We start from the raw sequence: 22,481 nt of genomic DNA, 5'->3' as shown, positions 1-22,481 counted from the left end.
CAAACAAATCAGTTCCACCGCGTCCACATTGGCCTATTCCTTGCCGAGCTAGGCTCGCTTGGACCGCCACTGGGGGGCGCGTTCGCCAGCACGTGACGCGCGCCCTGCCCCTCCCTCGCATTGTCGAGATGTTCGGCCTGCATCACACCGACCTGCCGCAAGACAAGACAGCATTGTGCTCGAGCGTGTCGCCTGACGGACGTACGTGGTCAGATCGGACGCGGTGCCGATACGGGTCAGCGCCGGGCGCGCATTCTGAGGACTGGCGACTTGCATGAAACTTCTGTCGCTCGAAGCTTAGTCGATGCATCCCGTCCTGTATGAGAGGCCCTTGGCGGTCTGTCGGTCTTCCACCGCGAGTTGGCGTCCTCGATGAGCGGCAGGATGCGATGGCGCATTATTGATACGAAGCCGCGAGGCGGCGGGACTGGCCTGCCCCCGTTAGGTGGCCCGGTTCAAATCTAATGCATGGTGGGCTTGTCGGCGACGTTTGAGGTGGCCGGCGAAGCGGGCTGGGGTAGCGCAGCCGGCCACGGCACGGCGGTGGGAGCGGGTGGACGGTAGCCCAGGCTCGAGTGTGGACGTTTGGTGTTGTAGTGCTGGCGCCAACTCTCGATGACGATCCGGGCTTCGGCGAGGCTGTAGAAGATCTCCCCGTTCAAGAGTTCGTCCCTGAGCTTGGAGTTGAAGCTCTCGCAGTACCCGTTCTCCCAGGGACTGCCTGGTTCGATGAACGCAGTCCTGGCTCCGACCGCGGCGATCCACTCGCGCACCGCCTTGGCGATGAACTCGGGACCGTTGTCGGAGCGAACGTGCCCCGGCACGGCGCGTAGGATGAAGAGGTCCGACAAAACGTCGATGACGTCCGAGGACTTCAGCTTCCGGTCGATCCGGATGCACAGGCACTCGCGGGTGAACTCGTCGATCACATTGAGCATACGGAACTTACGGCCATCATGGGTTCGGCCCTCTACGAAGTCGTAGGACCAGACGTGGTTCGGCCGCTCTGGCCGAAGCCGAACACACGAGCCGTCGTTCAGCCAGAGCCGCCCTCGCTTGGGCTGCTTGGCTGGCACTTTCAGACCTTCCTGTCGCCAGATGCGCTCGACCCGCTTCACGTTGACCACCCACCCGGCATCTCGCAGCAGGGCCGCGATCCGGCGATACCCGTAACGCCCATACCGCATCGCCAATTCAATGATGTCGGCGGTTAGCGCGGCATCGTCGGCTCGACCCTTCGGTGCCTTGCGCTGCGTCGATCGGTGCTGCCCCAGAACCCGGCACGCCAGCCGCTCCGACACACCGAACCTCAAAACGGTATGGTCGATGCAGCGACGGCGCCGGGCGGGGCTCACCAGTTTCCCGAGGCGGCTTCCTTGAGGATCAACTTCTCAAGCGTCAGGTCCGACACGGCCTTCCGCAGCCGCTCGTTCTCCTTCTCAAGATCCTTCAGACGCTTCACCTGGTCCGACTTCAGCCCGCCGAACTCCTTGCGCCATCGGTAGTAGGTAAACGGTGTCACGCCGATCGCGCGGATCGCTTCGGCAACCGGACGACCTTGCGACAGCAGCACGTCGACCTGCCGGAGCTTCGCGACGATCTCTTCGGGCTTGTGCTTCTTCTGCGGCATTCTCGGCCTCCTCCAAAGGCTCAAAAACCTACTTCACGGAGGGCCACTTTTCAGGGGGCAGACCAGGTCATCCCCGACGAAGGCGACCTCTCCTTAGTTGATGCAGGCAATGGTCGTGGGATGGTGGTCGCGGACATCGACATCGACCGCGTCACCCTAGCAGGAGCACGACGGCCTACGGTTCGAGAACGGTCGCGGCAGGTCCGCAAAGCCACCCCCTCTCATTTCGCGAGGCCCGAGAAGGAGCGTTGGCACCGCCTAACGCATCGACCTAGGTCCGGATCGCCCGGTGCGTACAGGCGGCGCAAACCAGGTACCACGGCGCCATGATTGCAAACTCGGAACGCTCGGACTTGGCACGGCTATGTCCGCGAACTGGACGGTGCATGCAGCGCACCATAAGCTGCGGCCATCGGAATCGCATCGGCAGGGACAGGCGAAATGGTTATGGCTCCGCAAGCATGGATGTTGGCGGTCTCTACGGCGGCGGCACTCGCGTCCACGCCAGCGTTCGCGCAGGAGTCAGCATCCCGTCTGGACCAAATTCTCGAACGGAAGACGCTGAACGTGTGCACCACCGGCGACTACCGACCCTTTTCGTATCGTCCCGATGGGGCGAACGACTTCGTTGGCATCGACATCGATCTCGCCCGTTCGCTGGCCAAGTCGCTCGATAGCGAGGCGGTTTTCATCCATACCAAATGGTCCGACTTGCTCGCCGACTTCAAGACGAAGTGCGACGTGGCCATGAGCGGCATCTCGGTGACCCTGCCGCGCCAACGCGAGGCGTCCTTCAGCGAGGGCTACCTCGTGAACGGCAAGGCCCCCATCGTCAGGTGCGAGGACGTCTCCAAGTACCAGACGACCGAGGCGATCAACCAGCCGTCAACCCGTGTCGTCGTGAACCCTGGCGGTACGAACGAGAAGTTCGCCCGAGCAAACCTTGCGAACGCGCAGATCCAGCTTTTTCCGGACAACAGGGTCATCTGGCAAGAGATCGCGGACAAGCGCGCCGACGTCATGGTGGCGGAGTCCGTCGAGGTGAAGCTTCAGGAAAAACTGCACCCCGGTCTGTGCGCGGTGAACCCCGACCAGCCGCTTCAGTACGGTGAGATGGGTATACTGCTGCCGCGCGGTGATGTCGCGTTCAAGGCGTACGTCGACCAATGGCTGCACCTCGCTAAGGCAACGGGCGAGTTCGACCGGATCTTCGACGCAAACATGAAATGAGACGGCGCCGCTGCGGCAACAAGACATCGGACGGAATGTTTCGGTCCGCCCGATGTACGGAGCCGTCACGTTGCCTGGACTGCGGCGTCCGAAGCTGCCATGGCCCGGCCGAAAGCGGCCGCCAGCGCACCTCCCTTGCGGTCCTGTCGCTCCAACAGCACGACGCGCCGACACAACTGAGGCTCGCCAAACGGTAGGCAAGCGAGATCGGCGGGTCTGTGTCTGAGCGGCAGCACCGCCACTCCCAGTCCCTTCGCGACCATCCTGAGGATCACCTCTTGGCTGTCGAGAACCATTTCCTCGCGAACCACGAGGCGTAGGCGCCGGAGTTCCCTGTCGATGGTACGCCCCGCCCAAGCACGACTGTCGAACCGAATGAAAGGTCGATCGCCGAGGACATCCCGCACCGTGGCAGCGGAGCAGCCAGGTGGTGCCACAAGCCAGAAGTTGTCCTCGTAAAGTGTCGACCAGATCAAACCCGGAGGGTAAGGGCGAACCGGCTCCGTTGTCACCGCAGCATCGAGATCGCCAGCGGCAACCGCCACCGCGAGTTCTGCGGACATCCCCGCAGCGACGTGGACACGCACCCGTGGATGGGCACGGCTCATCGTGATCAGCGCGTCCGGCAGGCTGCCCGACAGCGCTGTCTGGATTGCCCCAAGCTTCAGTCGGCCGGTCAAGCCATGCTCTGCGTCGAGTTCGCGGGCAATGCCGTCGTACAGAGCCAGGACTTCCTCCGCTCGAGCGAGCACGATTTGCCCAGCCTCGGTGAGAACCGGACGCCTGCGGGAGCGGTCGAACAGCTTGGTCCCGAACTCCTCTTCCAGTGCCTTCACCTGAAGGCTGACAGCCGACTGCGTAAGTCCCACGACCTCGCCGGCACGGGCGAAGGAACCGTGGTTTGCGATGGCGACAAGTGTCCTGAAGGCTCGAAGTGACACCGCATCTCCTGATGTGTCCTCCCGACCTCTTCGTTTCGGGGAAGGATTTCGTACAGCGTCCCATGTCCGAAACCAATGAGAAAACCTCATCAGTTTGTCGAGAAATAAGAATTTTTCCTGCATCTCTCGGCACAGTAGAAGGTGATCCACCCCCATTGAAATGGTCCGCCCTGAAGTATGGCTTTGAGAGCCTGAAGGAGGACGGATATGGCAAGACGACCCAAGCCCGAAGAGATTGTCGCGAAGCTGCGGCAGGTTGACGTTCTGGTGTCGCAGGGACGCACGGTAGCGGATGCGGTGCGCTCAATTGGCGTCACGGAGGTGACCTACTATCGGTGGCGCAAGGAGTTCGGTGGTCTCAAGGTCGACCAGGTGAAGCGGCTGAAGGATCTGGAGACCGAGAACCAGCGGCTTCGCAAGGCGGTCGCCGATCTCACGCTGGACAAGCTGATCCTGGCGGAAGCTGTACGGGGAAACTACTGAGCCCCGCACGCCGGCGCGCCTGTGTCGAACACGTCATGGCGGTGACGAAGCTGTCCGAGCGGATGGTATGCCGCGTCCTCGGGCAGCACCGTTCGACACAGCGTCAGGTGCCGCGGGGCCGGGACGACGAAGAGCAGCTCACGGCCGACCTCATCGAGTTGGCCCGTCAGTATGGCCGGTATGGGTATCGCAAGATCGCGGCCTTGCTGCGGGATGCGGGTTGGGTCGTCAACGACAAGCGTGTCGAGCGCATCTGGCGCCGAGAGGGTCTGAAGGTGCCGGCCAAGCAACCCAAGCGCGGGCGGCTCTGGCTGAACGAGGGCTCCTGTGTTCGGCTTCGTCCCGAACATCCCAACCATGTTTGGTCCTACGACTTCGTCGAGGACCGCACGCATGATGGCCGCAAAATCCGGATGCTCAATGTCATCGACGAGTTCACGCACGAATGCCTCAGCATCCGCGTCGCTCGCAGGCTCAACTCGACGGATGTCATCGACGTTCTGTCGGACCTCTTCGTCCTGCGCGGTGTGCCCGGCCACGTTCGGTCCGACAATGGCCCCGAGTTCATCGCCAAGGCCGTGCAGGATTGGATCACGGCCGTTGGAGCAAAGACCGCGTACATCGCACCCGGTAGTCCGTGGGAGAACGGCTATGTCGAGAGCTTCAACGCTCGCCTTCGCGACGAACTTCTCGACGGCGAGATCTTCTACAGCTTGCGCGAGGCGCAGATCGTCATCGAAAGCTGGCGGCGTCACTACAACACGATCCGGCCGCACGGATCGATCGGCTACAAACCGCCGGCACCAGAAGTGTTCGTACCGGCCTTCGCCGCTTGGCCGACTGCGCTTACCCGACCTGCTCCGCCGGCCAAGCTAACGCTGGTGCAAAGACCAACCCTGAACTAACTTTCCAATCGGACCACTCAGTGGGGGCCGATCACGGCCCGCTCGGGCGCATTAGTAGGAAGCGGTAGCATCCGCCGTGCCGTATGGCTTAGGTTCGCGTGCCCAGGCTCATGAACCAAGATGCCTGCCAGCTTGCCCCCCATCATCACCGGCAGGTGCCAGCGGTAGACCGCCCGCAGCTTGCCCTCGCAGATCGTCGATAGGCTCAGTGTGAACGTTGCGCCCGGCAAAACCGCCTCTGAATCGAGTATCGCGGCTTGACGAGCTACCCGCCTGTTGGAAACTAAACGGGTGGTAGTCCGCCGGAGCCGACATGGGCAATGCGGAGCATGTTCGTGGCGCCCGGCGTGCGAAGTGGCACCCCGGCGGTGACGATCAGTCGTTCGCCGACCGACGTGTAATGCTGCTTCACGGCGACACGGCAAGCCTTGTCGACCATGTCGTCGAGATCCAGGGCGTCCTCAGTCACCACGCAGTCGAGACCCCAGACGAGGCTCAACCGACGTGCGGTCGCGATGACGGGCGACAGGGCGAGGATCGGCACCCGCGGGCGCTCCCGCGCCGCGCGGAGCCCCGTGGTTCCCGTGGCCGTATAGCTCACGATCGCGGCGACGCTGAGTGTCTCGGCGATCTGGCGCGCGGCGAGCGACACTGCGTCCGCGCCCGTGGCTTCGGCGGCGGGGCGCTGGGCGAAGATGATGCCGGGATAGAGCGGGTCCTTCTCCACCTCGACCGCGATGCGATCCATGGTCTGGACCGCCTCGATCGGATAGGCGCCCGCCGCCGACTCCGCCGACAGCATGATCGCGTCCGCCCCCTCGAACACCGCGATCGACACGTCCGACACCTCGGCACGCGTCGGCACCGGGGCGGTGATCATCGACTCCAGCATCTGGGTCGCGACCACGACCGGCTTGCCCGCGCGGCGCGCGGCACGCGTGATGCGCTTCTGGATGCCCGGCACCTGTTCCAGCGGCATCTCGACGCCCAGATCGCCGCGCGCCACCATGATCGCGTCCGACAGCTCGATGATCTCGTCGAGCCGCTCCACCGCCTGCGGCTTCTCGATCTTGGACAGGAGCCCGGCGCGCCCGCGCGACAGCTTGCGCGCCTCGGCCAGGTCCTCCGGGCGCTGGATGAACGAGAGCGCCAGCCAGTCGATCTCGGCCTCCAGCACCGCGTCGAGGTCGCGGCGGTCCTTGTCGGTCAGCGCGCCGCTGGTCAGAAGCGTATCGGGGAGGCTGACGCCCTTCTTGTCGGAGATGCGCGTGCCGGCGACGACCTCGCAGCGGATCGCGGTGCCGGTCGTCTCCAGCGCGCGAAGCTGCAGCTTGCCGTCGTCGATCAGCAGGCGATGGCCCGGCTGCACGGTCTGCAGAATCTCGGGATGGGGCAGGTAGACGCGGGTGGCGTCGCCCGGCTCGGGGTTGTTGTCCAGCGTGATGATGTCGCCCGGCTGGAGATCGACCTTTCCTTCCGCGAACTTGCCGACCCGAAGCTTGGGTCCCTGGAGGTCGGCGAGGATGCCGATCGGCCGATCCACCTCCGCCTCCACGCGGCGAATGCGCGCCACAAGCTCGCGCATCGTGTCGTGGTCCGTATGGCTCATGTTGATGCGGAACACGTCGGCGCCCGCCTCGTGCAGCTTGCGGATCATCGCCTCGTCGGACGAGGCCGGCCCGAGCGTTGCGAGAATCTTCACGCGGCGATTGCGTTTCATGCTGTTTCCTGCCTCGCCCTTCAGCTCTCTTTCGGAAGGTCGAACCTTCCCAGTGAAGCGGCATTTAAGATGCTTGGTCTGGGGTATGTGTGGGGTTCTGCGTCGATCAATCGTCCTCGACGAAGACCTCCTTGCGCTTGCTGCGGATGGAGGGAAGGAGCGCGAAGATCACGCAGGCCAGCCCCAGCGCCAGGAGCGAGGCCGAGATCGGCCGCTCCAGGAACACCATCGGATCGCCGCGCGAGATGATCATGGCGCGGCGCAGGTGCTCCTCGAGAAGCGGTCCGAGCACGAAGCCGAGGAGGAGCGGCGCCGGCTCGCAGCCGAGGCGGATCAGGACGTATCCCAGGATGCCGAAGACGCCGATGGCGTAGACGTCGAACGGGTTGTTGTTGATCGAGTAGCAGCCGATGGCGGCGAACAGGACGATCGCCGGGAAGAGGATGCGGTAGGGGATCGTCAGCATCTTCACCCAGATGCCGATGAGCGGCAGGTTGAGGATGACAAGGAGCACGTTGCCGATCCACATGGAGGCGATGATGCCCCAGAAGAGGGCAGGCTGCGTGTTGATGACGTTCGGGCCGGGGGTGATGCCCTGGAGGATGAAGGCGCCCACGATCAGCGCCATGACCGGGTGTGCGGGGATGCCGAGCGTCAGGAGCGGGATGAACGAGGTCTGCGCCGCCGCGTTGTTGGCGCTCTCGGGGCCCGCGACGCCCTGGATCGCGCCATGTCCGAACTCGGACTTGTCCCGCGCCAGGTTCTTTTCCATCGAATAGGAGGCGAAGGAGGACAGGACGTGGCCGCCGCCCGGCAGGACGCCGAGGATGGAGCCGAGCGCGGTGCCGCGGATCACCGGGCCGACGATGCGCTTGAAATCTTCCTTCGTGAGCCAGAGGCCCGACACCTTCTTGACGCCCACCTTGCGCGTCGTCTCGTTCTCGAGGTTGCGGAAGATTTCCGCCACGCCGAAGACGCCGACGGCGATCGAGACGAAGTTGATGCCCTGGTAGAGCTCGAGCTGGCCGAAGGTGAAGCGCGGCGTGCCGGTGTAGATGTCCTGTCCGACCGTGCCCAGAAGAAGCCCCAGGACGATCATCGCGAGCGCCTTGACGATGGAGCCGTGGGCGAGCGAGATCGAGACCAGGAGGCCGAGCACGATCAGCGCGAAATATTCGGGTGCGCCGAACTGGAGCGCGACGCGCGCCAGCGGCGGCGCGGCCATGGCCAAAAGCAGCGTCGCCACCGATCCGGCGAAGAAGGAGCCGAGGGCTGCGGTGGCGAGCGCGGTGCCCGCCCGCCCTTTTCGCGCCATCTGGTAGCCGTCGATGGCGGTGACCGCCGAGGAACTCTCGCCCGGCAGGTTGATCAGGATCGCCGTGGTCGAGCCGCCGTACTGGGCGCCGTAGTAGATGCCCGACAGCATGATCAAGGCCGTCACAGGCGAGAAGGTGAAGGTGATCGGCAGAAGCATGGCGATCGTCGCCGTCGGCCCGATGCCGGGCAGGACGCCGACCAGCGTGCCGAGCAGCACGCCGACGAAGCACCAGAAGACGTTGATCGGGGTGAGCGCCGTCTCGAAGCCGAGGGCGAGGTTTGCGAGGAGATCCATCGTGTCCGCGCCTCAGGAGAAGGTGAGAAGGGAGCCGAAAGTCGGCAGGGTGATGCCCAGGCCCACCTTGAAGACGAGCCAGCACAGCGCCGCCATGCAGGCGGCGATGAGAAGCGCCGAGCCGATCGAGTTCCTGGCCGAGGCGAGCGCTACGACGGCGGTGCCGATGAAGACCACCGGCACGAGGCCGAGTAGGGTGCCGAATTCGCCGAAGATCACGAGGGCGGCGAGGATCAGGACGATGCCCTTCCACGGGATCGGCGTCTTTTCGACCCGCTCGTCCTTCTTCAATCCCGAGACGGCGATCGTCAGGCCGAAGATCGCGAGCAGGATGGCCAGCGTCATCGGAATGAAGCCGGGTCCCATGCGGATCGCCCGGCCCATGTCGTAGTTCGACGCCTCCCACGCGAAGCCGGCGGCGATGACAAGGAAAATCGAACCCGCGACGACGTCGCGCGTGAGGCGGGATTGGTGAGCATGCGCGTGCGGATTGCCGTCCATCGTTTCCCCTCCCAAGGAACGAGGCCGGCTCGTCAGGGCATGACGAGCAGGGCCCGGAAGTCGTTGACGTTAGTGAGCGTCGGTCCCGTAACAACGAGGTCGTCGATGCGGGAGAACAGGCTGTAACTGTCGTGGCCGCTCAGCATGGCGGCGGGGTCGAGCTTCGCCGCCCTTACCCGCTCGATGGTGTCGGGTGTCACCAGCGCGCCAGCGGCGTCCTCGGTCCCGTCGATGCCGTCGGTGTCGGCCGAGAGGGCGAAGACGCCGGGTTCGCCCCGCAGGGAGATCGCCAGCGAGAGCAGGAACTCCGTGTTCCGCCCGCCCCGTCCCGGTTTTGCCGACCCGACGGAGACCGTGGTCTCGCCTCCCGACAGGACGACGGCCGGTCCGGCGAGCGGATGACCGTGCCGGCGCATCGAGCGGGCGATGCCGGCCATCAGGATCCCGGCTTCCCTCGCCTCCCCTTCCAGGGCGTCGCCGAGGAGCAGTGGCGTGATCCCACTGCGACGCGCAACCTCAGCAGCGGCTTCCAGGGCCATCTGCGGGGTCGCGATCATCCTGTAGTCCGCCTCGAAGGGGTGCATCGCTTCGGCGGGACGCAGCAGGAGACGTCGGGCGGCCTCCGGCAGTTCGGCGCCGAGCCGTTCGACGACACTTGCTAGATCCTCGTCAGCATCAGGGTCGTGGACCGTCGGTCCCGAGGCAATCGCCCGTGGGTCGTCTCCCGGGACGTCGGAGATCGCAAGGGTAACGAGCCGCGCAGGCCTCGCCGCCTCGGCAAGGCGGCCGCCCTTGATCCCGGAAAGACGTCGGCGGACCTGGTTCATCTCGTTGATGCCGAGGCCGGAGGCGAGGAGCAGCCGATTGACCCGCCGCTTGTCCTCCAGGGACAGCCCCTCCGCCGGCAGCGCCATCAGGGAGGAACCGCCGCCCGAGATGAGGGCGAGAACGAGGTCGCCTTCGTCGAGGCCGGAGACGGCCTCCAGGATCCGACGGGCCGCCCGCTCGCTCGCCTCGTCCGGCACCGGATGGCTGGCTTCGAGAACCTCGATCCGCCGTGTCGGCGCGCCGTGCCCGTAGCGGGTGACGACGACGCCCGACAGGTCGACGTCGGGCCAAGCCTCCTCGACCGCCCGCGCCATCACTGCGGCGGACTTGCCCGCCCCGACGACCACGCAGCGGCCGGACGGCTTCTCCGGCAGGGCCGGCGCCAGGACCCGCATGGGGTCCGCCGCCCCGACCGCCGCCGAGAACAGGTCGGCAAGGATCTGCCGGGCCCGGGCATTGCCCGCGCCGTTTCCAGTCTCGGAGTTAGTCATGGGGCCGCTCCGCTCAGAGGACGATGTTGGAGCCGCGAATGGCTTCGCAGACGGCGTCGGTCACTTGCTTCGTGTTGGCGGTGCCGCCGACGTCGGGTGTGGTCACCCCGCTTCCCGTGACGGCTTCGACCGCGTGCATCAGGCGCTCTGCGGCCTTCGGCTGACCGAGGTGCTCCAGCATCTGCGCCGCCGTCCAGAAGGTCGCGACCGGGTTGGCGATGCCCTTGCCGGTGATGTCGAAGGCCGAGCCGTGGATCGGCTCGAACATCGAGGGGAAGCGGCGCTCCGGGTCGATGTTGGCGGTCGGCGCGACGCCGAGGCTTCCCGCCAGCGCGCCCGCGAGGTCCGACAGGATGTCGGCATGGAGGTTGGTCGCCACGATCGTGTCGAGGCTCCGGGGCTTCAGCGTCATGCGCACGGTCATCGCGTCGACGAGCATCTTGTCCCAGGTCACGTCCGGGAACTCGGCGGCCACCTCCGCCGCGATCTCGTCCCACATCACCATGCCGTGGCGTTGCGCGTTGGACTTCGTGACGACGGTCAGGAGCTTGCGGGGGCGCGACTGGGCGAGCTTGAAGGCGTAGCGCATGATGCGCGTCACGCCGACGCGGGTGAAGATCGCGACCTCGGTGCCGACCTCTTCGGGCAACCCACGATGGGCCCGGCCGCCATGGCCGGAATACTCGCCTTCCGAGTTCTCGCGCACGATCACCCAGTCGAGATCGCCCGGCTTCACGCCCGCGAGCGGCGAGACGATGCCAGGCAGGATCTTGGTCGGGCGCACGTTGGCGTACTGGTCGAAGCCCTGGCAGATGGGCAGTCGCAGCCCCCAGAGCGTGACGTGGTCGGGCACGTCCGGCGCGCCGACCGCGCCGAAGAAGATGGCGTCGAAGGGCTTGAGCTGCTGCGTGCCGTCGGCCGGCATCATGACACCGTGCTTCTTGTAGTAGTCCGAGCCCCAGTCGAACTGCGTGACGTCGAGCTTGAACGTGCCCTCGCGCCGTTCCAGGGCCTCCAGCGCCTGGAGGCCGGCGGCGATCACCTCGGGGCCGATACCGTCGGCGGGGATGGCGGCGATCTTGTAGGTCTGCATCGTGGAGTTCTTTCGAAGGTTTGGTGGGGGTGCGCTGGCCGAAGCTCGTTCGTCTAGCGCGATCGGCGATCGGGTTACTGCTGCCCGGCGTCGGAGAGAAGCTTGCTCCAGCGCCCAATCTCGGACTGGAAGCGCTGATCGAGAGCAGCGGGCGTCGCGAGGTCCGCGGCGACGGGGGCGGTCCCGAGGCCAGCCATGCGCTCGATCAGGACCGGGTCCGTCAGCGCCTTCTGGAGCGAGGCGGACAGGCGCTGGCGGATCGGTTCGGGCGTGCCCTTCGGCGCCCAGATCGCGTGCCATGCGGTGATCTCGAAGCCGTCGAGACCGCTGGAAGCGAGCGTCGGCACGTCCGGCAGGATGGCGATCGGCGCCGCCGTCGTGACGGCGTAGGGCTTGATCTCGCCGGCCTTGATCTGGTTCGCGGTGTTGGTGGTCTGGTCGCACATGAGGTCGATCTGGCCGCCGACAAGGTCGGTCATGGCCGGGCCCGTGCCCTTGTACGGAACGACCGTCAGCTCGGCACCCGTCGCCTCGGTGAGGAGCCGGCCGCAAAGGTCGGACACGGCACCGACGCCGGCGGTCCCGAAGGTCGCACCTGCCCCGTCGCCCTTCAGCCAGGTCAGGAGGGCGCCGACGTTCGCGGGCTCGAGGTCCTTGCGCCCTACAAGGGTCATGGGAACGTCGGTGACGAGGCCGACGGAGGAAAAGTCCTCACCCGGCTTGTAGGCGAGGTCCGGATAGAGCGCGCCGAAGGTCGAGACGGCGACATGGTAAAGAAGCAGCTTGTAGCCATCGGGCTCCGCCTGGGCCACCTGTCCGGCCCCCAGCGAGCCACCCGCCCCGCCCACGTTCTCAATCAGCACCTGCTGGCCTAGGTCACGCGTCATGGCCTCCGCGACGAGCCGGGCCACGGTGTCGCTCGGGCCGCCAGCGGCGGCGGGAACGACGATCGTCACAGGTTTCGAAGGATAGGCGTCCTGGGCGAAGGTCGGCGCGGTCAGCGCCATGGCAGCGGTGGCGAGGGCCACGGTCAGCAACGTCTTCATGTCTTTCTCCCTGGTGGTGTGGACGGCGAGCCGGGAACTCCCTTTCCCTCGGGCCCGTCGCTGTTAGGGTTCTTCCGGGTTGGCTTCCTCAGCGCCCCGCTTCGACAGTCGTGCCGGTGGGACGGCGCGGGCTCGTTCGCGAGATGACGAGGGTGACGATCGCAGACATGAGGAGCAGAGCCGCTACGAAGAAGAGGCCGCCCTCATAGCTTCCGGTGCGTTCCTTGATGGCGCCGATGACGTATGGGCCAGCGAAGCCTCCAAGGTTGCCGATCGAGTTGATGGTGGCGATGCCGGTGGCCGCGGCCGAGCCCGACAGGAACATGGTGGGCATGCTCCAGAGCGGCGGCTTGGAGGCGCTAACGCCGACGTTGACGATGACCAGGGCGCCGACGACGGCGAGCGCTGTGGTGGCGAAGCCGGCGAGAAGGAGGCCGGCCGCCGCCACGCCGCAGGCGATCACGACGTGCCAGGTGCGCTCACCGGTCCGATCGGAATTCCTGGCCCAGAGGAACATGGCCAGCACGGCGACGACCGCGGGGATGGCGTTCACGAGACCCGTCTGGAGCGACGAGAAGCCCATGCTGTGGATGATCTGCGGTGCCCAGATGCCAAGGGTGTAGAGACCCGCAGAGGTGCCGAAGTAGACCAGCGACAGGGCGAGGACCCGGATATCGGCGAGGCCCTTCCAGATGCTGTGGCTGGCGCCGGCGCGCTCCTTGGCATGGCGCTCGGCGTTCATCGTCTCGCTGAGCCAGCGGCGCTCGTCGGCGTCGAGCCAGGCGGCCTTCTCCGGACGGTCGGTCATGTAGAACAGCACGACGATGCCGAGGACGAGCGCGGGGACGGCCTCGAGCATGAACATCCACTGCCAGCCGTGCCAGCCGAGCAAGCCGTCCATCTCGAGGAGTAGGCCAGAGATCGGCGAGCCAAGCGCGACCGAGATCGGCGACGCGGCCATGAAGAGCGCCGTGACGGCGGCGCGGCGGCGTGCCGGGAACCAGTAGCTGAGGTAGAGGATGATGCCCGGAAAAAATCCGGCCTCGGCCGCACCGAGGAGGAGGCGAAGGGCGTAGAAGCTGCTGGGACCCTGGACGAAGGCCATGGCGCCGGAGATCAGGCCCCAGGTGATCATCACCCGGGCGATCCAGATCCGTGCGCCGACCTTCTCGAGGGCGATGTTCGAGGGAACCTCGAAGAAAAAGTAGCCGATGAAGAACAGGCCCGCGCCCAGCCCGAAGATGGACGGGGTGAGCCCGAGGTCCTCGTTCATGTGGATGGCTGCGAAGCCGACGTTCACCCGGTCGAGGAACGCCACGAAGTAGAGGATCATGATGAAGGGAATGATGCGCCACGAGACCTTGCTCATGACGCGCGCCTCGAGCGCGTCGCCCATGCCTACCTCCCGGATATTCGCGAATGCCGCTCCCACGGCCGCGTTCCGGTAGCCTTAAGCTTTTGGTAACCCGGACCCTAGGGTTTCCGAATTATATTGTTCTGTCATACAATAACGCATGGACCTGAAGCAGATTCGCTGCGTGCTTGCGGCGGCCGACGAGATGCACTTCGGGCGCGCGGCCCGCGCCCTCGACATGCTGCCTGCCGGCTTCGGCCGGCACATCAGGCTGCTCGAGGAGGAGCTGGGTATCGCCCTCTTCCAGCGCACCACGCGCTCGGTCGTTTTGACCGATGCCGGGCGTGAGTTCGTGCGTGAGGTCCGCCCCCTGATCGAAGCGGCCGACGGCGTCGTCGAACGCTTCCGCGACCGCGGTCGTACGGTGAGCCGGACGATCCGGCTCGGTGCCATCGACAGCGCGGCGGCCGGCCTCGTCCCATCGTTGATCCACGACCTTCACGAACTCGACCCCGGCCTGACGATCGAGCTCCTGGAGGAGAAGTCGATACGGCTCGTGCCGAAGCTTCTGTCGGGACGGCTCGATCTCGCGATCATTCGCCCCGGCGCCCGTCTCGACCCGCGCCTGCACACGCGCTTCCTGCTTTACGAAAAGGCGGTCGTGGCGCTTCCCGCGAGCCATCCTCTCGGCATCCGCACGGAGGTGTCGATCGCCTCGCTCGTCGACGTTGCGATGATCATCCCGGAGCGGCGCTCGCGACCCCATAGCCATGACCTGACGATGAAGCTTTTCGAGGAGGAGGGTTTGACGCCGCGGATCGCGCAAATCGCCGAGGAGAAGCAGACGATCCTCAACATGGTCTCGGCCGACATCGGCGCCGCGATCGTGCCTCTGTGGTCGGCGCGACTCGCGGTGCCCGGCGTCGTCTTCCGCCCCTTGGAAGGACACTCGGTGACGGGGGTGGACAGGTTGCCATTGGCTGTCGCTTGGCAGGCGCATGTACGCGACACAAACCGGGACCTTCTGTTGAGCCTTCTGGAACGAAATCTGGACCGATACGGCGTGCAGACGTGATGCGCGCCACCGTACGTTCGATTGATCAATAGGTCCTCAGATCCCCGGCTGAACGTCCTCTATGTAGATTACATGGCCGCGAAGCGGACCATCCGCTGACCACCCAACTGCGTCGATTGCGCGGGAACCGAGATTGCAGCCTACGGCGGTGCGTCCGCAGTCCCCATCAACTGATCGAAGGCCCGGGCGACGTTCTCGAGGGTGTACGGCTTCTGGACGACCTGCTGCCCGGCGTGCTCGGGCGGCAGGCGAACCTGCTCGCCATATCCGGTCGCGAAGAGGTAGGGGATCCCGAGTTCGCGCAGGCGGTCGGCAACCGGAAAGCTGGTGCGGTCGCCGAGATTGACGTCGAGCATGGCGACCGTCGGCCGATGGGCGTCCATGCTGTCGAGTGCCGCCTCGACGGTCGCGGTCGGGGTGACGAAGGCCGCACCCAGGCGAGAAAGGATGTCCTCGGCGTCGAGAGCGATGATGAGGCTGTCTTCCACGAGCAACACGTGATGCCCGGCCAGCATCCTCGGCGGCGGCGTCGATGGGTGCCCCTTGACGGGCCGCGGGAACTTGATCGCCGGTCCGGCGAACGACCGGGCTTCGGAGACGTGGCGAGCGGGGATGCGGAAGGTCGCCTCGACGCCCTCCGCCTTGTACTCGACGCTGGACTGCCCACCGAGGTCGTAGGGGACGGAACGGTCGATGATGGTGGATCCGAAGCCGCGCCGGGTGGGCTTTCGAACGGTCGGACCGCCGCTCTCGACCCAACGCAGGAGAAGGTCGCCGCCTGTCTCGCGCTCCCAGGTGAAGCGGACGTGCCCGGTCGTGGACAGGCTGCCGTACTTCGTCGAGTTGGTCACGAGCTCGTGCAGCACCAGGGCCATGGTCGAGTAGGCCTGCGGGTTGAGGAGGATCGGCTCCCCTTCCGAGACGACCCGGTCGTGCTCGTCGACGAAGGCACGCGCCTCGGCGTCCACCAGCGCCTGAAGGGGCGCAGGTCCCCAATGGTCGTCGGTGATCTGGTTGTGGGCTCGGGCGAGCGCATGGACGCGGCCGTCCACGACGCGCACGAACTCGGCCGCCGCCGGATCGTCCGGCTGCGACTGCCGGATCAGGCCGCGGATCACGCCGAGGATGTTGCGGACACGGTGGTTGAGTTCCGCGATCAGGAGCTCCTGTCGCGCGCTCGCCCGCTGGCGCTCGATCGAGGCCTCATCGGCAAGGCGCAGCACCACCTCGATCAGCGTCGCGCGCAGGGTCTCGGCGACGCGCAGTTCCGGCTCGGTGAATGGCTTCGATCGCCCTTGGACGAGTTCCTTCCACTCAGCGAAGCTCTCGCGCGGCGACAGGCGCGGACCGTTCGGTCCATACTCGACGGGCTTGTGCGGGTCGCCCCCCCAGCGCACGGACCGGACCAGCTCGCTTCGAAACAGGATCACGTAGTCGCGCGGCGCACGGGAGATCGGGATGGCGAGCATGCCCGCAGCCCGGGAGACGAAGGCGTCGGCCCCCTCGACGATCGAGCCGATGCGGTCGGTCGCGAACACGCGGCCGGACGCGGTGCCGTTGAGGGCGCGCACGATCCGGCGGAAGTCGTCAGTGTCCGGCGTCGTCCCCGAGGCGGCCTGCTTGCCGTTGATCCAGACACCGACACCGTCGGCCTCGATCACGCTCGTCAGGATGTCGCCGAGCCAGTCGGGATCGCGCAGGAGCGTCTCGTCCGTCGCGACCGCGCTCAGGAGCTGGTCCGAGACGTCCCTTGCCCGGCGCTCGTACTCGACGAGCGCGATCCCCTCGCGGCTCTCGAGCCGCATCGAGAACATCTGCGCGAAGAGTTCGGCCACGGACCGACTCGGGACATCGGGCCACTTCGGGGCGTAGTGGTGACAGGCGAACAGACCCCAGAGTCTGCCGCTGACGACGATCGAGATCGACAGCGAGGCCCCGACGCCCATGTTGCGCAGGTATTCGAGATGGATCGGCGAGACCGAGCGCAGGACCGCCAAGGAGAGGTCAAGCGGCTGGCCGCACTCGTCGAGCCGGGGTACGATCGGCACGCTCTCGCCGCTGACGTCCGAGATGATGCGCAGGAGGTTGCGCTTGTAGAGCTCGCGCGCCTGGGCGGGAATGTCGGTCGCCGGATAGCGGAGCCCCATGAATTTGCCGATGCCGGCACGGCACGTTTCCGCCACGACCTCGCCCGAGCCGTCCCCAGAGAAGCGGTAGACCATCACGCGGTCGTAGCCGAGCATCGCCCTGACCTGCCGGGCCCCCTCGCGAAGGAATCCGTTCATGTCCTCGCTCTGGTCGAGGCGCGAGATCATCGAGCGGACGGTCCCGCCGATGTCGCCGGTGGCGCCCGCGGCGGGCTCCGCCTCCAGCACCAGTTGCCCGCCGCTGACATGCAGGGCGACGTCGAACGGCTCGCCGCCCTCGACGAACACGCAACGCGACATCCGCTCGACCGCGTTCGACCCGCGCAACACAGCCATGCGGTTTCGGAGGTCGTGGACCGTCTGTCCCGCGACGAAATCCGCCAGCGGCCGGCCGAGCATGTCCTGCGGTGTCAGTCCCAGGAACCGTTCGACGTTCGCCGACGCCCTCGCGACCATCCAGTCGGCCGTCAGGGCCACCAGGAAGCCGACGGGCTGGATGGAACCCGGCACGTGGATCGGCTCGCGATCGCAGTTACTAAGGTCAACGGTCTCGGACAGTTCGGACAAGGCGGGCGGGCTTTCGTTCTTGCTGACACTGCGGCCCAAGCCGTGGTGCCCGTTGCGGGGTGGTCGTCTGTTCACGGCAATGTCAGCGGCGTAGCCTCTCCCGGTTCACCGTGCCATGCCAAGGGAGCGTCCGCGCCAAGCCGCCTTGTGTTCGCGAGTAACATATCGCCGATGGAACGTCTGACCACTTGTGCACATTAGCCAGGACCCGGCTGCCGCACCTAGGAGAGTGGAGACGAGCGTGCTTCCGACCGCCGACGATTTTGCCAGCAACATCCTGCTCGGAACCCTCAACGACGAGGACCGCAAGCGCCTGTCCCCGAACATGAAGGTGATGGAGCTGAAGGGCCATGACATCCTCCAGCAAGCGGGCGAGAACGTCGTGAACACCTGGTTCCCGTGCGGCGCGGCGATGGCGGCATTCTGCATCGAGATGAACGGGGGGCACACAACCGTGGAGGTCGCCCTCGTAGGATCCGAGGGTGCCGTAGGCGGGATCGTGTCGAACGGACATGTGCCGGCCTACGCGACGGCGCGGGTGCGGCACGGTGGGCGCTTCATCCGCATCAAGACCACGGCGCTTGAGCAGGCCAAGCTCGATTCGCTTGCCCTGCGGCACTGGTTCTCGCGCTACTCCGATTGCCTTCTCGCGCAGGTGTTCCAAACGTCGGCCTGCAATGCCACGCACACGATCGCGCAGCGCACCGCTAAGTGGCTGCTGGCGGCGATGAGCCGAACCCAGTCTCACGAGCTCACCATGACGCACGAGCAGTTGGCCGACGTGCTCGGGGTCGGTCGCACCTTTGTCACGCGGGTCATCAGCCGCTTGCGGCACGACGGGACGATCGAGACGCGCCGCGGCCTGTTCATCGTGAGGAACGAGCAGGTGCTTCGTGACACCGCCTGCGGATGCACGACCGCAATCGAGGAGCACTTCGACACGGTAATGCACGGGGTCTACCCCGTAAACTGACAACCGTCCGGCGGCTCGGTATGAACCGGATCTACGGTTTCGGAGTTGGTCGCTCAGCGGCCGTACTGTTTTTATGCGTAGCCAGCTGGAGTGGCGATGGACGAGACAGAGAACGGACGCTCGTTCGTCGGTGACGATCGAGTGGCAGTCGACAGTGGCGTGCTCGCTAATCGAAGGGAACTAGCCCTCGTCGCAGTTGAGCGCACCTGCATGCCGATGATCATCACCGACCCGCAGCAGCCCGACAATCCCATCGTCATGGCCAACACCGCGTTCCTCGATCTGACCGGCTACACCGCCGCCGAGGTCATCGGAAAAAACTGCCGCTTCCTTCAAGGCCCAAAGACCGACCCGGCAGAGGTCGACGCAATACGCGCGGCACTCGGATCGGAGGCAGAGCATTTCGAGCTAGAGGTGCTTAACTACCGCCGGGACGGCAGCACGTTCCGGAACCAGCTTGCCGTTAGCCGCGTGACGAACGAGGCCGGCGAGCTGATCTACTACTTCGCTTCCCAGAAGGATGTCACCGCCCTGCACCGGGCCGAGCGCCTCGAGCAGGCCGAGCACCTACTTCTGAAGGAGGTCGACCATCGAGCCATGAACGCGCTCGCTCTGGTGCAAAGCTTCGTCAGCCTCGGCGACGCTAAGAATCCCGAGAGTTTCGCTGCCGCAATCCGCGGACGCGTTCAGGCCCTCGCCTCGGCACACCGTCTACTTGCGGAGTCGCGGTGGCAGCACGTGGATTTATCGGCCCTCGTTGCGGGAAGTCTTCCAGCGGCCGCAAAGCGACAGATCTGGACCTATGGCGACCCGATCCGGATCCAGTCCCAACTCGTGCAGCCGCTGGCCCTCGCGCTCCACGAGCTTACGTCCAATGCCCTTCGTCACGGCGCCTTGTCGGAACCGACGGGCGGACTGGACGTGACTTGGCGTAATGATGGCGGGTGCGTCGTCCTGGAGTGGCACGAGCGGTGTTTCCGCGCCATCGAAGCTCCCATGCGCTCCGGCGTCGGTCTCCGCATGCTCGATGCGCTGGCGACGCAGCTCGGCGCGGAACTGCGGGTCGACTGGCAGGACGGAGGTGTACAGGTCGCTTTGGCGATCCCTGTACCGGACGAGGCGATGCCGTAGCCACGGCCATAGACGTGCAACTAGCGGCAAGGGCGGTCGACCTACGAACCCATCGACCGCCCGTTCCGGCCGGGGAGTCTTGAGGCGGAATGGACGGGAAGGCCAAGCCGGAAACGAGAACGCGACTGTCCTTCCAGCGGACGCGAGTTCGATCTTCTAGCCTCAACGGAAGTCCCGTGTCTTGACGCGAATCTCGTCGACGACGTGCCCATACGGATCCGCCATGACCTCAGCGGGCGACAGCGCGGCGTGCGGGACCCGCGCTCGACGCCACAGGTCGTCGACGGAGACGAACGGCGTGTCTCCCCTTGCCGCGACAGGGCGAGCCGCGTTCGCGTTGCTTAGGCCCCGCACCATGCGCAGCCCGAGCCGAACGGCGAACCGTCCGCCGTCGACGTCGGAAAACTTTTCCGCTTCCCGCGACTCCAGCGTGCAGTCCCAGCGGCTGGCATTGACGCAGACGGGGCGCACCTTGACCCTATGCTCCTGCGCGTCGCGCACGATCTGCGCCGGGGCGTAGAAGGTTGTGGGCTGGGCGTTCAGGAGCCCCGCGCAGAAGGCGTCCGGATGCCAGCACTTCAGCCAAGACGAAGCGTAGGCGATCAAAGCGAAGCTCGCCGCATGGCTTTCCGGGAAACCGTAGGATCCGAAGCCCTCGAGCTGGCGGAAGGTGCGCTCGGCGAACTCGCGCTCGTAGCCGTTGGCGACCATTCCCTCAACAAGCTTGTCGCGGAAGTCGGAGACGCCGCCAGTAAACTTGAACGTCGCCATTGCGCGCCTAAGCTGGTCGGCTTCTGGATCTGGTAGCCCTCAGGGAAGTGTGGATGACGGCAGCGTTTTCGATCCGACGCTGTCAGAACGGATGGATCGGGCAATGTTCCTGCGGTCGCTCGGCCATCGCATCACTGAACCTGTGAGCCGGACGATCAAGACCTGGAATACTTAGCTACCCAAGCCATAGCGGACTTCCTTCCGACGGAGCACGACCCGCCGTTGGACGGCATCCTGTTCCCTTTGACCAAACCGCGGAAGGAGACGACAACGTCGTCCTCTTCCACAAATCGTCACGCGTCGAGCCGCTGGAGTTGGCGGAGAGAAGCCAACTCGAATCGAGGAGCGGCATACTGTACGAGGAAGATTGGGAATGGGAATACGTCGTCCATGAGAGGGTTCCCGCCCCCCGCGCCCCCCCTCGAGCGCCAAAGCGGACGACGATTGGATCCCCGAAGGATGGGAAGCAACTCCATTTCGTGAAACGACACCTAAGCCCATTGCTAGCATCCGGGTCGTTCGGGGAACGATCATGGTTCATCACGTGCGTCCGGTTACGGTGGACACCAAAGAGCATGACGTTCGCCTCCTGCGCTGGGAAAGAGTGAGAGCGAACGTTCCGCCATTAGGTAGCAACCGCCACCAACGTCGCAACGGCCGCCCCGGCATCCCGAACCCTGGTTTCCAGGATGGACCGGAATGGACGTTGCATGGGATCCCAAGCGGAAATGAGCAAGAATCGAGACGCAGATCGCGCAGACGCGGGCGACGGCTCCAGCCCTGACCGTGTCTTGCTGCTCTACGACACGGAATGGACGGCAGGGAAGCAGGTGCCTTCCGATCGCTTGCCGACCCGTGCTAAAGTGGGAAAGCAGCAGAGACCGTCCCGATGAGCCGTATCGAAGAAGTCGACGTTCCCGAGGCTTGGCGTTCCCTGATCGTGAACGCTTGGACCCCCTATGGACGCGGTGGCTCCACGCTTGCCACCGTCTACGGCGTGATCGCCGGAGAGCGCGGCAGCGACCACGACCGCTTCATCGTTCGAACGCTCCTCGAGGGGAGCGATCCATCCCTCCTTTTTTCGGCCATCAGGCGATCGGCACTGGGCTATCGGTTCCTTGCCGAACTCGCGGACAACGTGGGCGCACGAAGCGGCGACAACGTCGCCACGATTCGGGACAGGGCCAGCCGACATGGAAACCGAAACGTCAGAGAGATGGCCGGCACTGCTCCGTGATGCCGAGGCCATCCTCGACCATTACCGATTTAAGGAGGGTTCGACGCTCCGCGTCGGGGGCGGAACGTCGTTGACGTTCTTCATCGACCACCGCCTGTCCTTCGACCTCGATCTCTTCGTCGGCGACCCAGCTCCGCGCGCCGGCCACCTGCAAAGGTTGATGGCGAGCGGGCTGCCGCGCAGCCTCACCCGCGACGTTCGGCATCCCGGCAACTTCGTGAAGTTGGTGTGGGACGGCATTGGCGAGATCGACCTGCTCGCCGCCGCGCCGCTGACCCCTCATTCCGGCATTCCGGTACGCGTCCAAGGCGTCGACCTATGCTTGGAGCATCCCGAGGAGGTCGTAACAAAGAAGCTCGTCTACCGGGCAACCAGTCCCGGTGCCGTGAAAGGCCGGGACCTCTACGACATCCACGCTTGTCTCGGTGCGGGTCTCATCCGGCCTTCCAACCTGGCGGGGGTCGTCGGCACCGAGCGGTTCGATGCCGTTCTCGAAGCCTTGGATTACGATACCGACCGGATCATGGAAGAGATCCGCAATCTCACGCGGCGCACGTTTGATCCCGACCCGCACGATCTGCGCCGCAGCGTGCTGGAGCTTGCATCGGCAACCCCGGCCGTCGATTTCGTCGAGCACGACCCAATCCTGAACTTCGGACATCTCGAGGCTAGGCTGGGACTGCGCTTGGAAGTAGATGCCGACACCAGGCGTTGCCCTTGAGATCTGGAGCTCGCCAGCCAACCCA

At 65.6% G+C, this 22,481-nt stretch carries 17 protein-coding genes and 1 pseudogene; 7 read left to right on the top strand and 11 right to left on the bottom strand.

The genetic code is table 11. From position 1 onward, the window contains the following. Positions 1-461: 461 nt before the first annotated feature. A protein-coding gene (locus B146_RS0122185; protein WP_155897660.1) for an IS3 family transposase occupies positions 462-1,630 on the bottom strand; the annotation gives its coding sequence in 2 pieces (ribosomal slippage) (positions 462-1,366 and positions 1,366-1,630; 1,170 coding nt in all). A gap of 447 nt (positions 1,631-2,077) precedes the next feature. On the opposite strand from B146_RS0122185, the gene B146_RS0122175 reads away from it, so the two are divergent. Beyond that, complete coding sequence (locus B146_RS0122175; protein WP_244498271.1) at positions 2,078-2,860, top strand: transporter substrate-binding domain-containing protein; 783 nt, start codon at positions 2,078-2,080, stop codon at positions 2,858-2,860. A gap of 65 nt (positions 2,861-2,925) precedes the next feature. Here the strand turns inward: B146_RS0122175 and B146_RS0122170 are convergent, their stop codons facing one another. Further along, the gene (locus tag B146_RS0122170; RefSeq protein WP_019998682.1) at positions 2,926-3,801 is read right to left on the bottom strand and encodes a LysR family transcriptional regulator; all 876 of its coding nucleotides are present in this window, start codon (positions 3,799-3,801) and stop codon (positions 2,926-2,928) included. 207 nt (positions 3,802-4,008) lie between these two features. On the opposite strand from B146_RS0122170, the gene B146_RS0122160 reads away from it, so the two are divergent. Beyond that, positions 4,009-5,189 (top strand): IS3 family transposase gene (locus tag B146_RS0122160; protein ID WP_155897659.1). Its coding sequence is split into 2 segments (ribosomal slippage): positions 4,009-4,270 and positions 4,270-5,189, totalling 1,182 coding nucleotides; the frame shifts between segments, so codons are not numbered across the junction. 283 nt (positions 5,190-5,472) lie between these two features. Here B146_RS0122160 and pyk read toward each other — a convergent pair. The 7 genes from pyk to B146_RS0122125 form a co-directional block, all read right to left on the bottom strand. After that, entirely contained in the window at positions 5,473-6,909 is a 1,437-nt protein-coding gene (gene pyk / locus B146_RS0122155) for a pyruvate kinase (protein WP_019998679.1), read from the bottom strand. A 106-nt stretch (positions 6,910-7,015) separates the two neighbouring features. Next, complete coding sequence (locus B146_RS0122150) at positions 7,016-8,521, bottom strand: tripartite tricarboxylate transporter permease (protein ID WP_019998678.1); 1,506 nt, start codon at positions 8,519-8,521, stop codon at positions 7,016-7,018. Between the two features lie 12 nt (positions 8,522-8,533). Next, positions 8,534-9,022: a tripartite tricarboxylate transporter TctB family protein gene (locus B146_RS0122145; protein WP_019998677.1), complete on the bottom strand. Its 489-nt coding sequence runs from the start codon at positions 9,020-9,022 to the stop codon at positions 8,534-8,536. Positions 9,023-9,054: 32 nt separating this feature from the next. After that, on the bottom strand, positions 9,055-10,341 hold the full coding sequence (locus B146_RS0122140; protein ID WP_019998676.1) for a glycerate kinase type-2 family protein: 1,287 nt from the start codon (positions 10,339-10,341) through the stop codon (positions 9,055-9,057). A 13-nt stretch (positions 10,342-10,354) separates the two neighbouring features. After that, positions 10,355-11,434: a tartrate dehydrogenase gene (locus tag B146_RS0122135; protein WP_019998675.1), complete on the bottom strand. Its 1,080-nt coding sequence runs from the start codon at positions 11,432-11,434 to the stop codon at positions 10,355-10,357. 74 nt (positions 11,435-11,508) lie between these two features. Beyond that, positions 11,509-12,480 (bottom strand): tripartite tricarboxylate transporter substrate-binding protein, encoded by a 972-nt coding sequence (locus tag B146_RS0122130; RefSeq protein WP_019998674.1) that lies wholly within the window; start codon positions 12,478-12,480, stop codon positions 11,509-11,511. Between the two features lie 88 nt (positions 12,481-12,568). Then, positions 12,569-13,876: an MFS transporter gene (locus B146_RS0122125; protein ID WP_019998673.1), complete on the bottom strand. Its 1,308-nt coding sequence runs from the start codon at positions 13,874-13,876 to the stop codon at positions 12,569-12,571. 118 nt (positions 13,877-13,994) lie between these two features. On the opposite strand from B146_RS0122125, the gene B146_RS0122120 reads away from it, so the two are divergent. Then, complete coding sequence (locus tag B146_RS0122120; protein ID WP_019998672.1) at positions 13,995-14,909, top strand: LysR family transcriptional regulator; 915 nt, start codon at positions 13,995-13,997, stop codon at positions 14,907-14,909. A 140-nt stretch (positions 14,910-15,049) separates the two neighbouring features. Here B146_RS0122120 and B146_RS0122115 read toward each other — a convergent pair whose 3' ends face one another. Next, positions 15,050-17,623 (bottom strand): HWE histidine kinase domain-containing protein, encoded by a 2,574-nt coding sequence (locus B146_RS0122115; protein ID WP_019998671.1) that lies wholly within the window; start codon positions 17,621-17,623, stop codon positions 15,050-15,052. Positions 17,624-17,864: 241 nt separating this feature from the next. Between B146_RS0122115 and B146_RS0122110 the strand changes: the two genes are divergently transcribed. Together B146_RS0122110 and lov are read left to right on the top strand one after the other, a co-directional pair. Next, complete coding sequence (locus tag B146_RS0122110) at positions 17,865-18,596, top strand: Crp/Fnr family transcriptional regulator (protein WP_026358857.1); 732 nt, start codon at positions 17,865-17,867, stop codon at positions 18,594-18,596. A gap of 96 nt (positions 18,597-18,692) precedes the next feature. Then, a complete protein-coding gene (gene lov, locus B146_RS27100) occupies positions 18,693-19,727 on the top strand; it encodes a blue-light-activated histidine kinase (RefSeq protein ID WP_040408882.1) in 1,035 nt (344 codons plus the stop codon). A gap of 240 nt (positions 19,728-19,967) precedes the next feature. Here the strand turns inward: lov and B146_RS27095 are convergent. Then, positions 19,968-20,537: pseudogene (locus tag B146_RS27095) on the bottom strand (helix-hairpin-helix domain-containing protein); the annotation flags it as partial. An 850-nt stretch (positions 20,538-21,387) separates the two neighbouring features. On the opposite strand from B146_RS27095, the gene B146_RS29210 reads away from it, so the two are divergent. Together B146_RS29210 and B146_RS28055 are read left to right on the top strand one after the other, a co-directional pair. Further along, complete coding sequence (locus B146_RS29210) at positions 21,388-21,735, top strand: hypothetical protein (protein ID WP_019998667.1); 348 nt, start codon at positions 21,388-21,390, stop codon at positions 21,733-21,735. Then, entirely contained in the window at positions 21,692-22,456 is a 765-nt protein-coding gene (locus tag B146_RS28055) for a nucleotidyl transferase AbiEii/AbiGii toxin family protein (protein ID WP_081631102.1), read from the top strand. The genes B146_RS29210 and B146_RS28055 overlap by 44 nt, the downstream gene beginning before the upstream one ends. The last annotated feature ends 25 nt before the right edge of the window (positions 22,457-22,481 follow it).

This window comes from Aureimonas ureilytica DSM 18598 = NBRC 106430 (assembly GCF_000382705.1).
Lineage (GTDB): Bacteria > Pseudomonadota > Alphaproteobacteria > Rhizobiales > Rhizobiaceae > Aureimonas > Aureimonas ureilytica.
This window is presented reverse-complemented; position numbering and strand designations above follow the sequence as displayed.

Bases quoted from the DNA above. Each gene is read 5' to 3' on its own strand.
- B146_RS0122175 (WP_244498271.1), top strand. From the start codon at position 2,078: ATGGCTCCGCAAGCATGGATGTTGGCGGTCTCTACGGCGGCGGCACTC.
- pyk (WP_019998679.1), bottom strand. From the start codon at position 6,909: ATGAAACGCAATCGCCGCGTGAAGATTCTCGCAACGCTCGGGCCGGCC.
- B146_RS0122150 (WP_019998678.1), bottom strand. From the start codon at position 8,521: ATGGATCTCCTCGCAAACCTCGCCCTCGGCTTCGAGACGGCGCTCACC.
- B146_RS0122145 (WP_019998677.1), bottom strand. From the start codon at position 9,022: ATGGACGGCAATCCGCACGCGCATGCTCACCAATCCCGCCTCACGCGC.
- B146_RS0122140 (WP_019998676.1), bottom strand. From the start codon at position 10,341: ATGACTAACTCCGAGACTGGAAACGGCGCGGGCAATGCCCGGGCCCGG.
- B146_RS0122135 (WP_019998675.1), bottom strand. From the start codon at position 11,434: ATGCAGACCTACAAGATCGCCGCCATCCCCGCCGACGGTATCGGCCCC.
- B146_RS0122130 (WP_019998674.1), bottom strand. From the start codon at position 12,480: ATGAAGACGTTGCTGACCGTGGCCCTCGCCACCGCTGCCATGGCGCTG.
- B146_RS0122125 (WP_019998673.1), bottom strand. From the start codon at position 13,876: ATGGGCGACGCGCTCGAGGCGCGCGTCATGAGCAAGGTCTCGTGGCGC.
- B146_RS0122120 (WP_019998672.1), top strand. From the start codon at position 13,995: ATGGACCTGAAGCAGATTCGCTGCGTGCTTGCGGCGGCCGACGAGATG.
- lov (WP_040408882.1), top strand. From the start codon at position 18,693: ATGGACGAGACAGAGAACGGACGCTCGTTCGTCGGTGACGATCGAGTG.
- B146_RS29210 (WP_019998667.1), top strand. From the start codon at position 21,388: ATGAGCCGTATCGAAGAAGTCGACGTTCCCGAGGCTTGGCGTTCCCTG.
- B146_RS28055 (WP_081631102.1), top strand. From the start codon at position 21,692: ATGGAAACCGAAACGTCAGAGAGATGGCCGGCACTGCTCCGTGATGCC.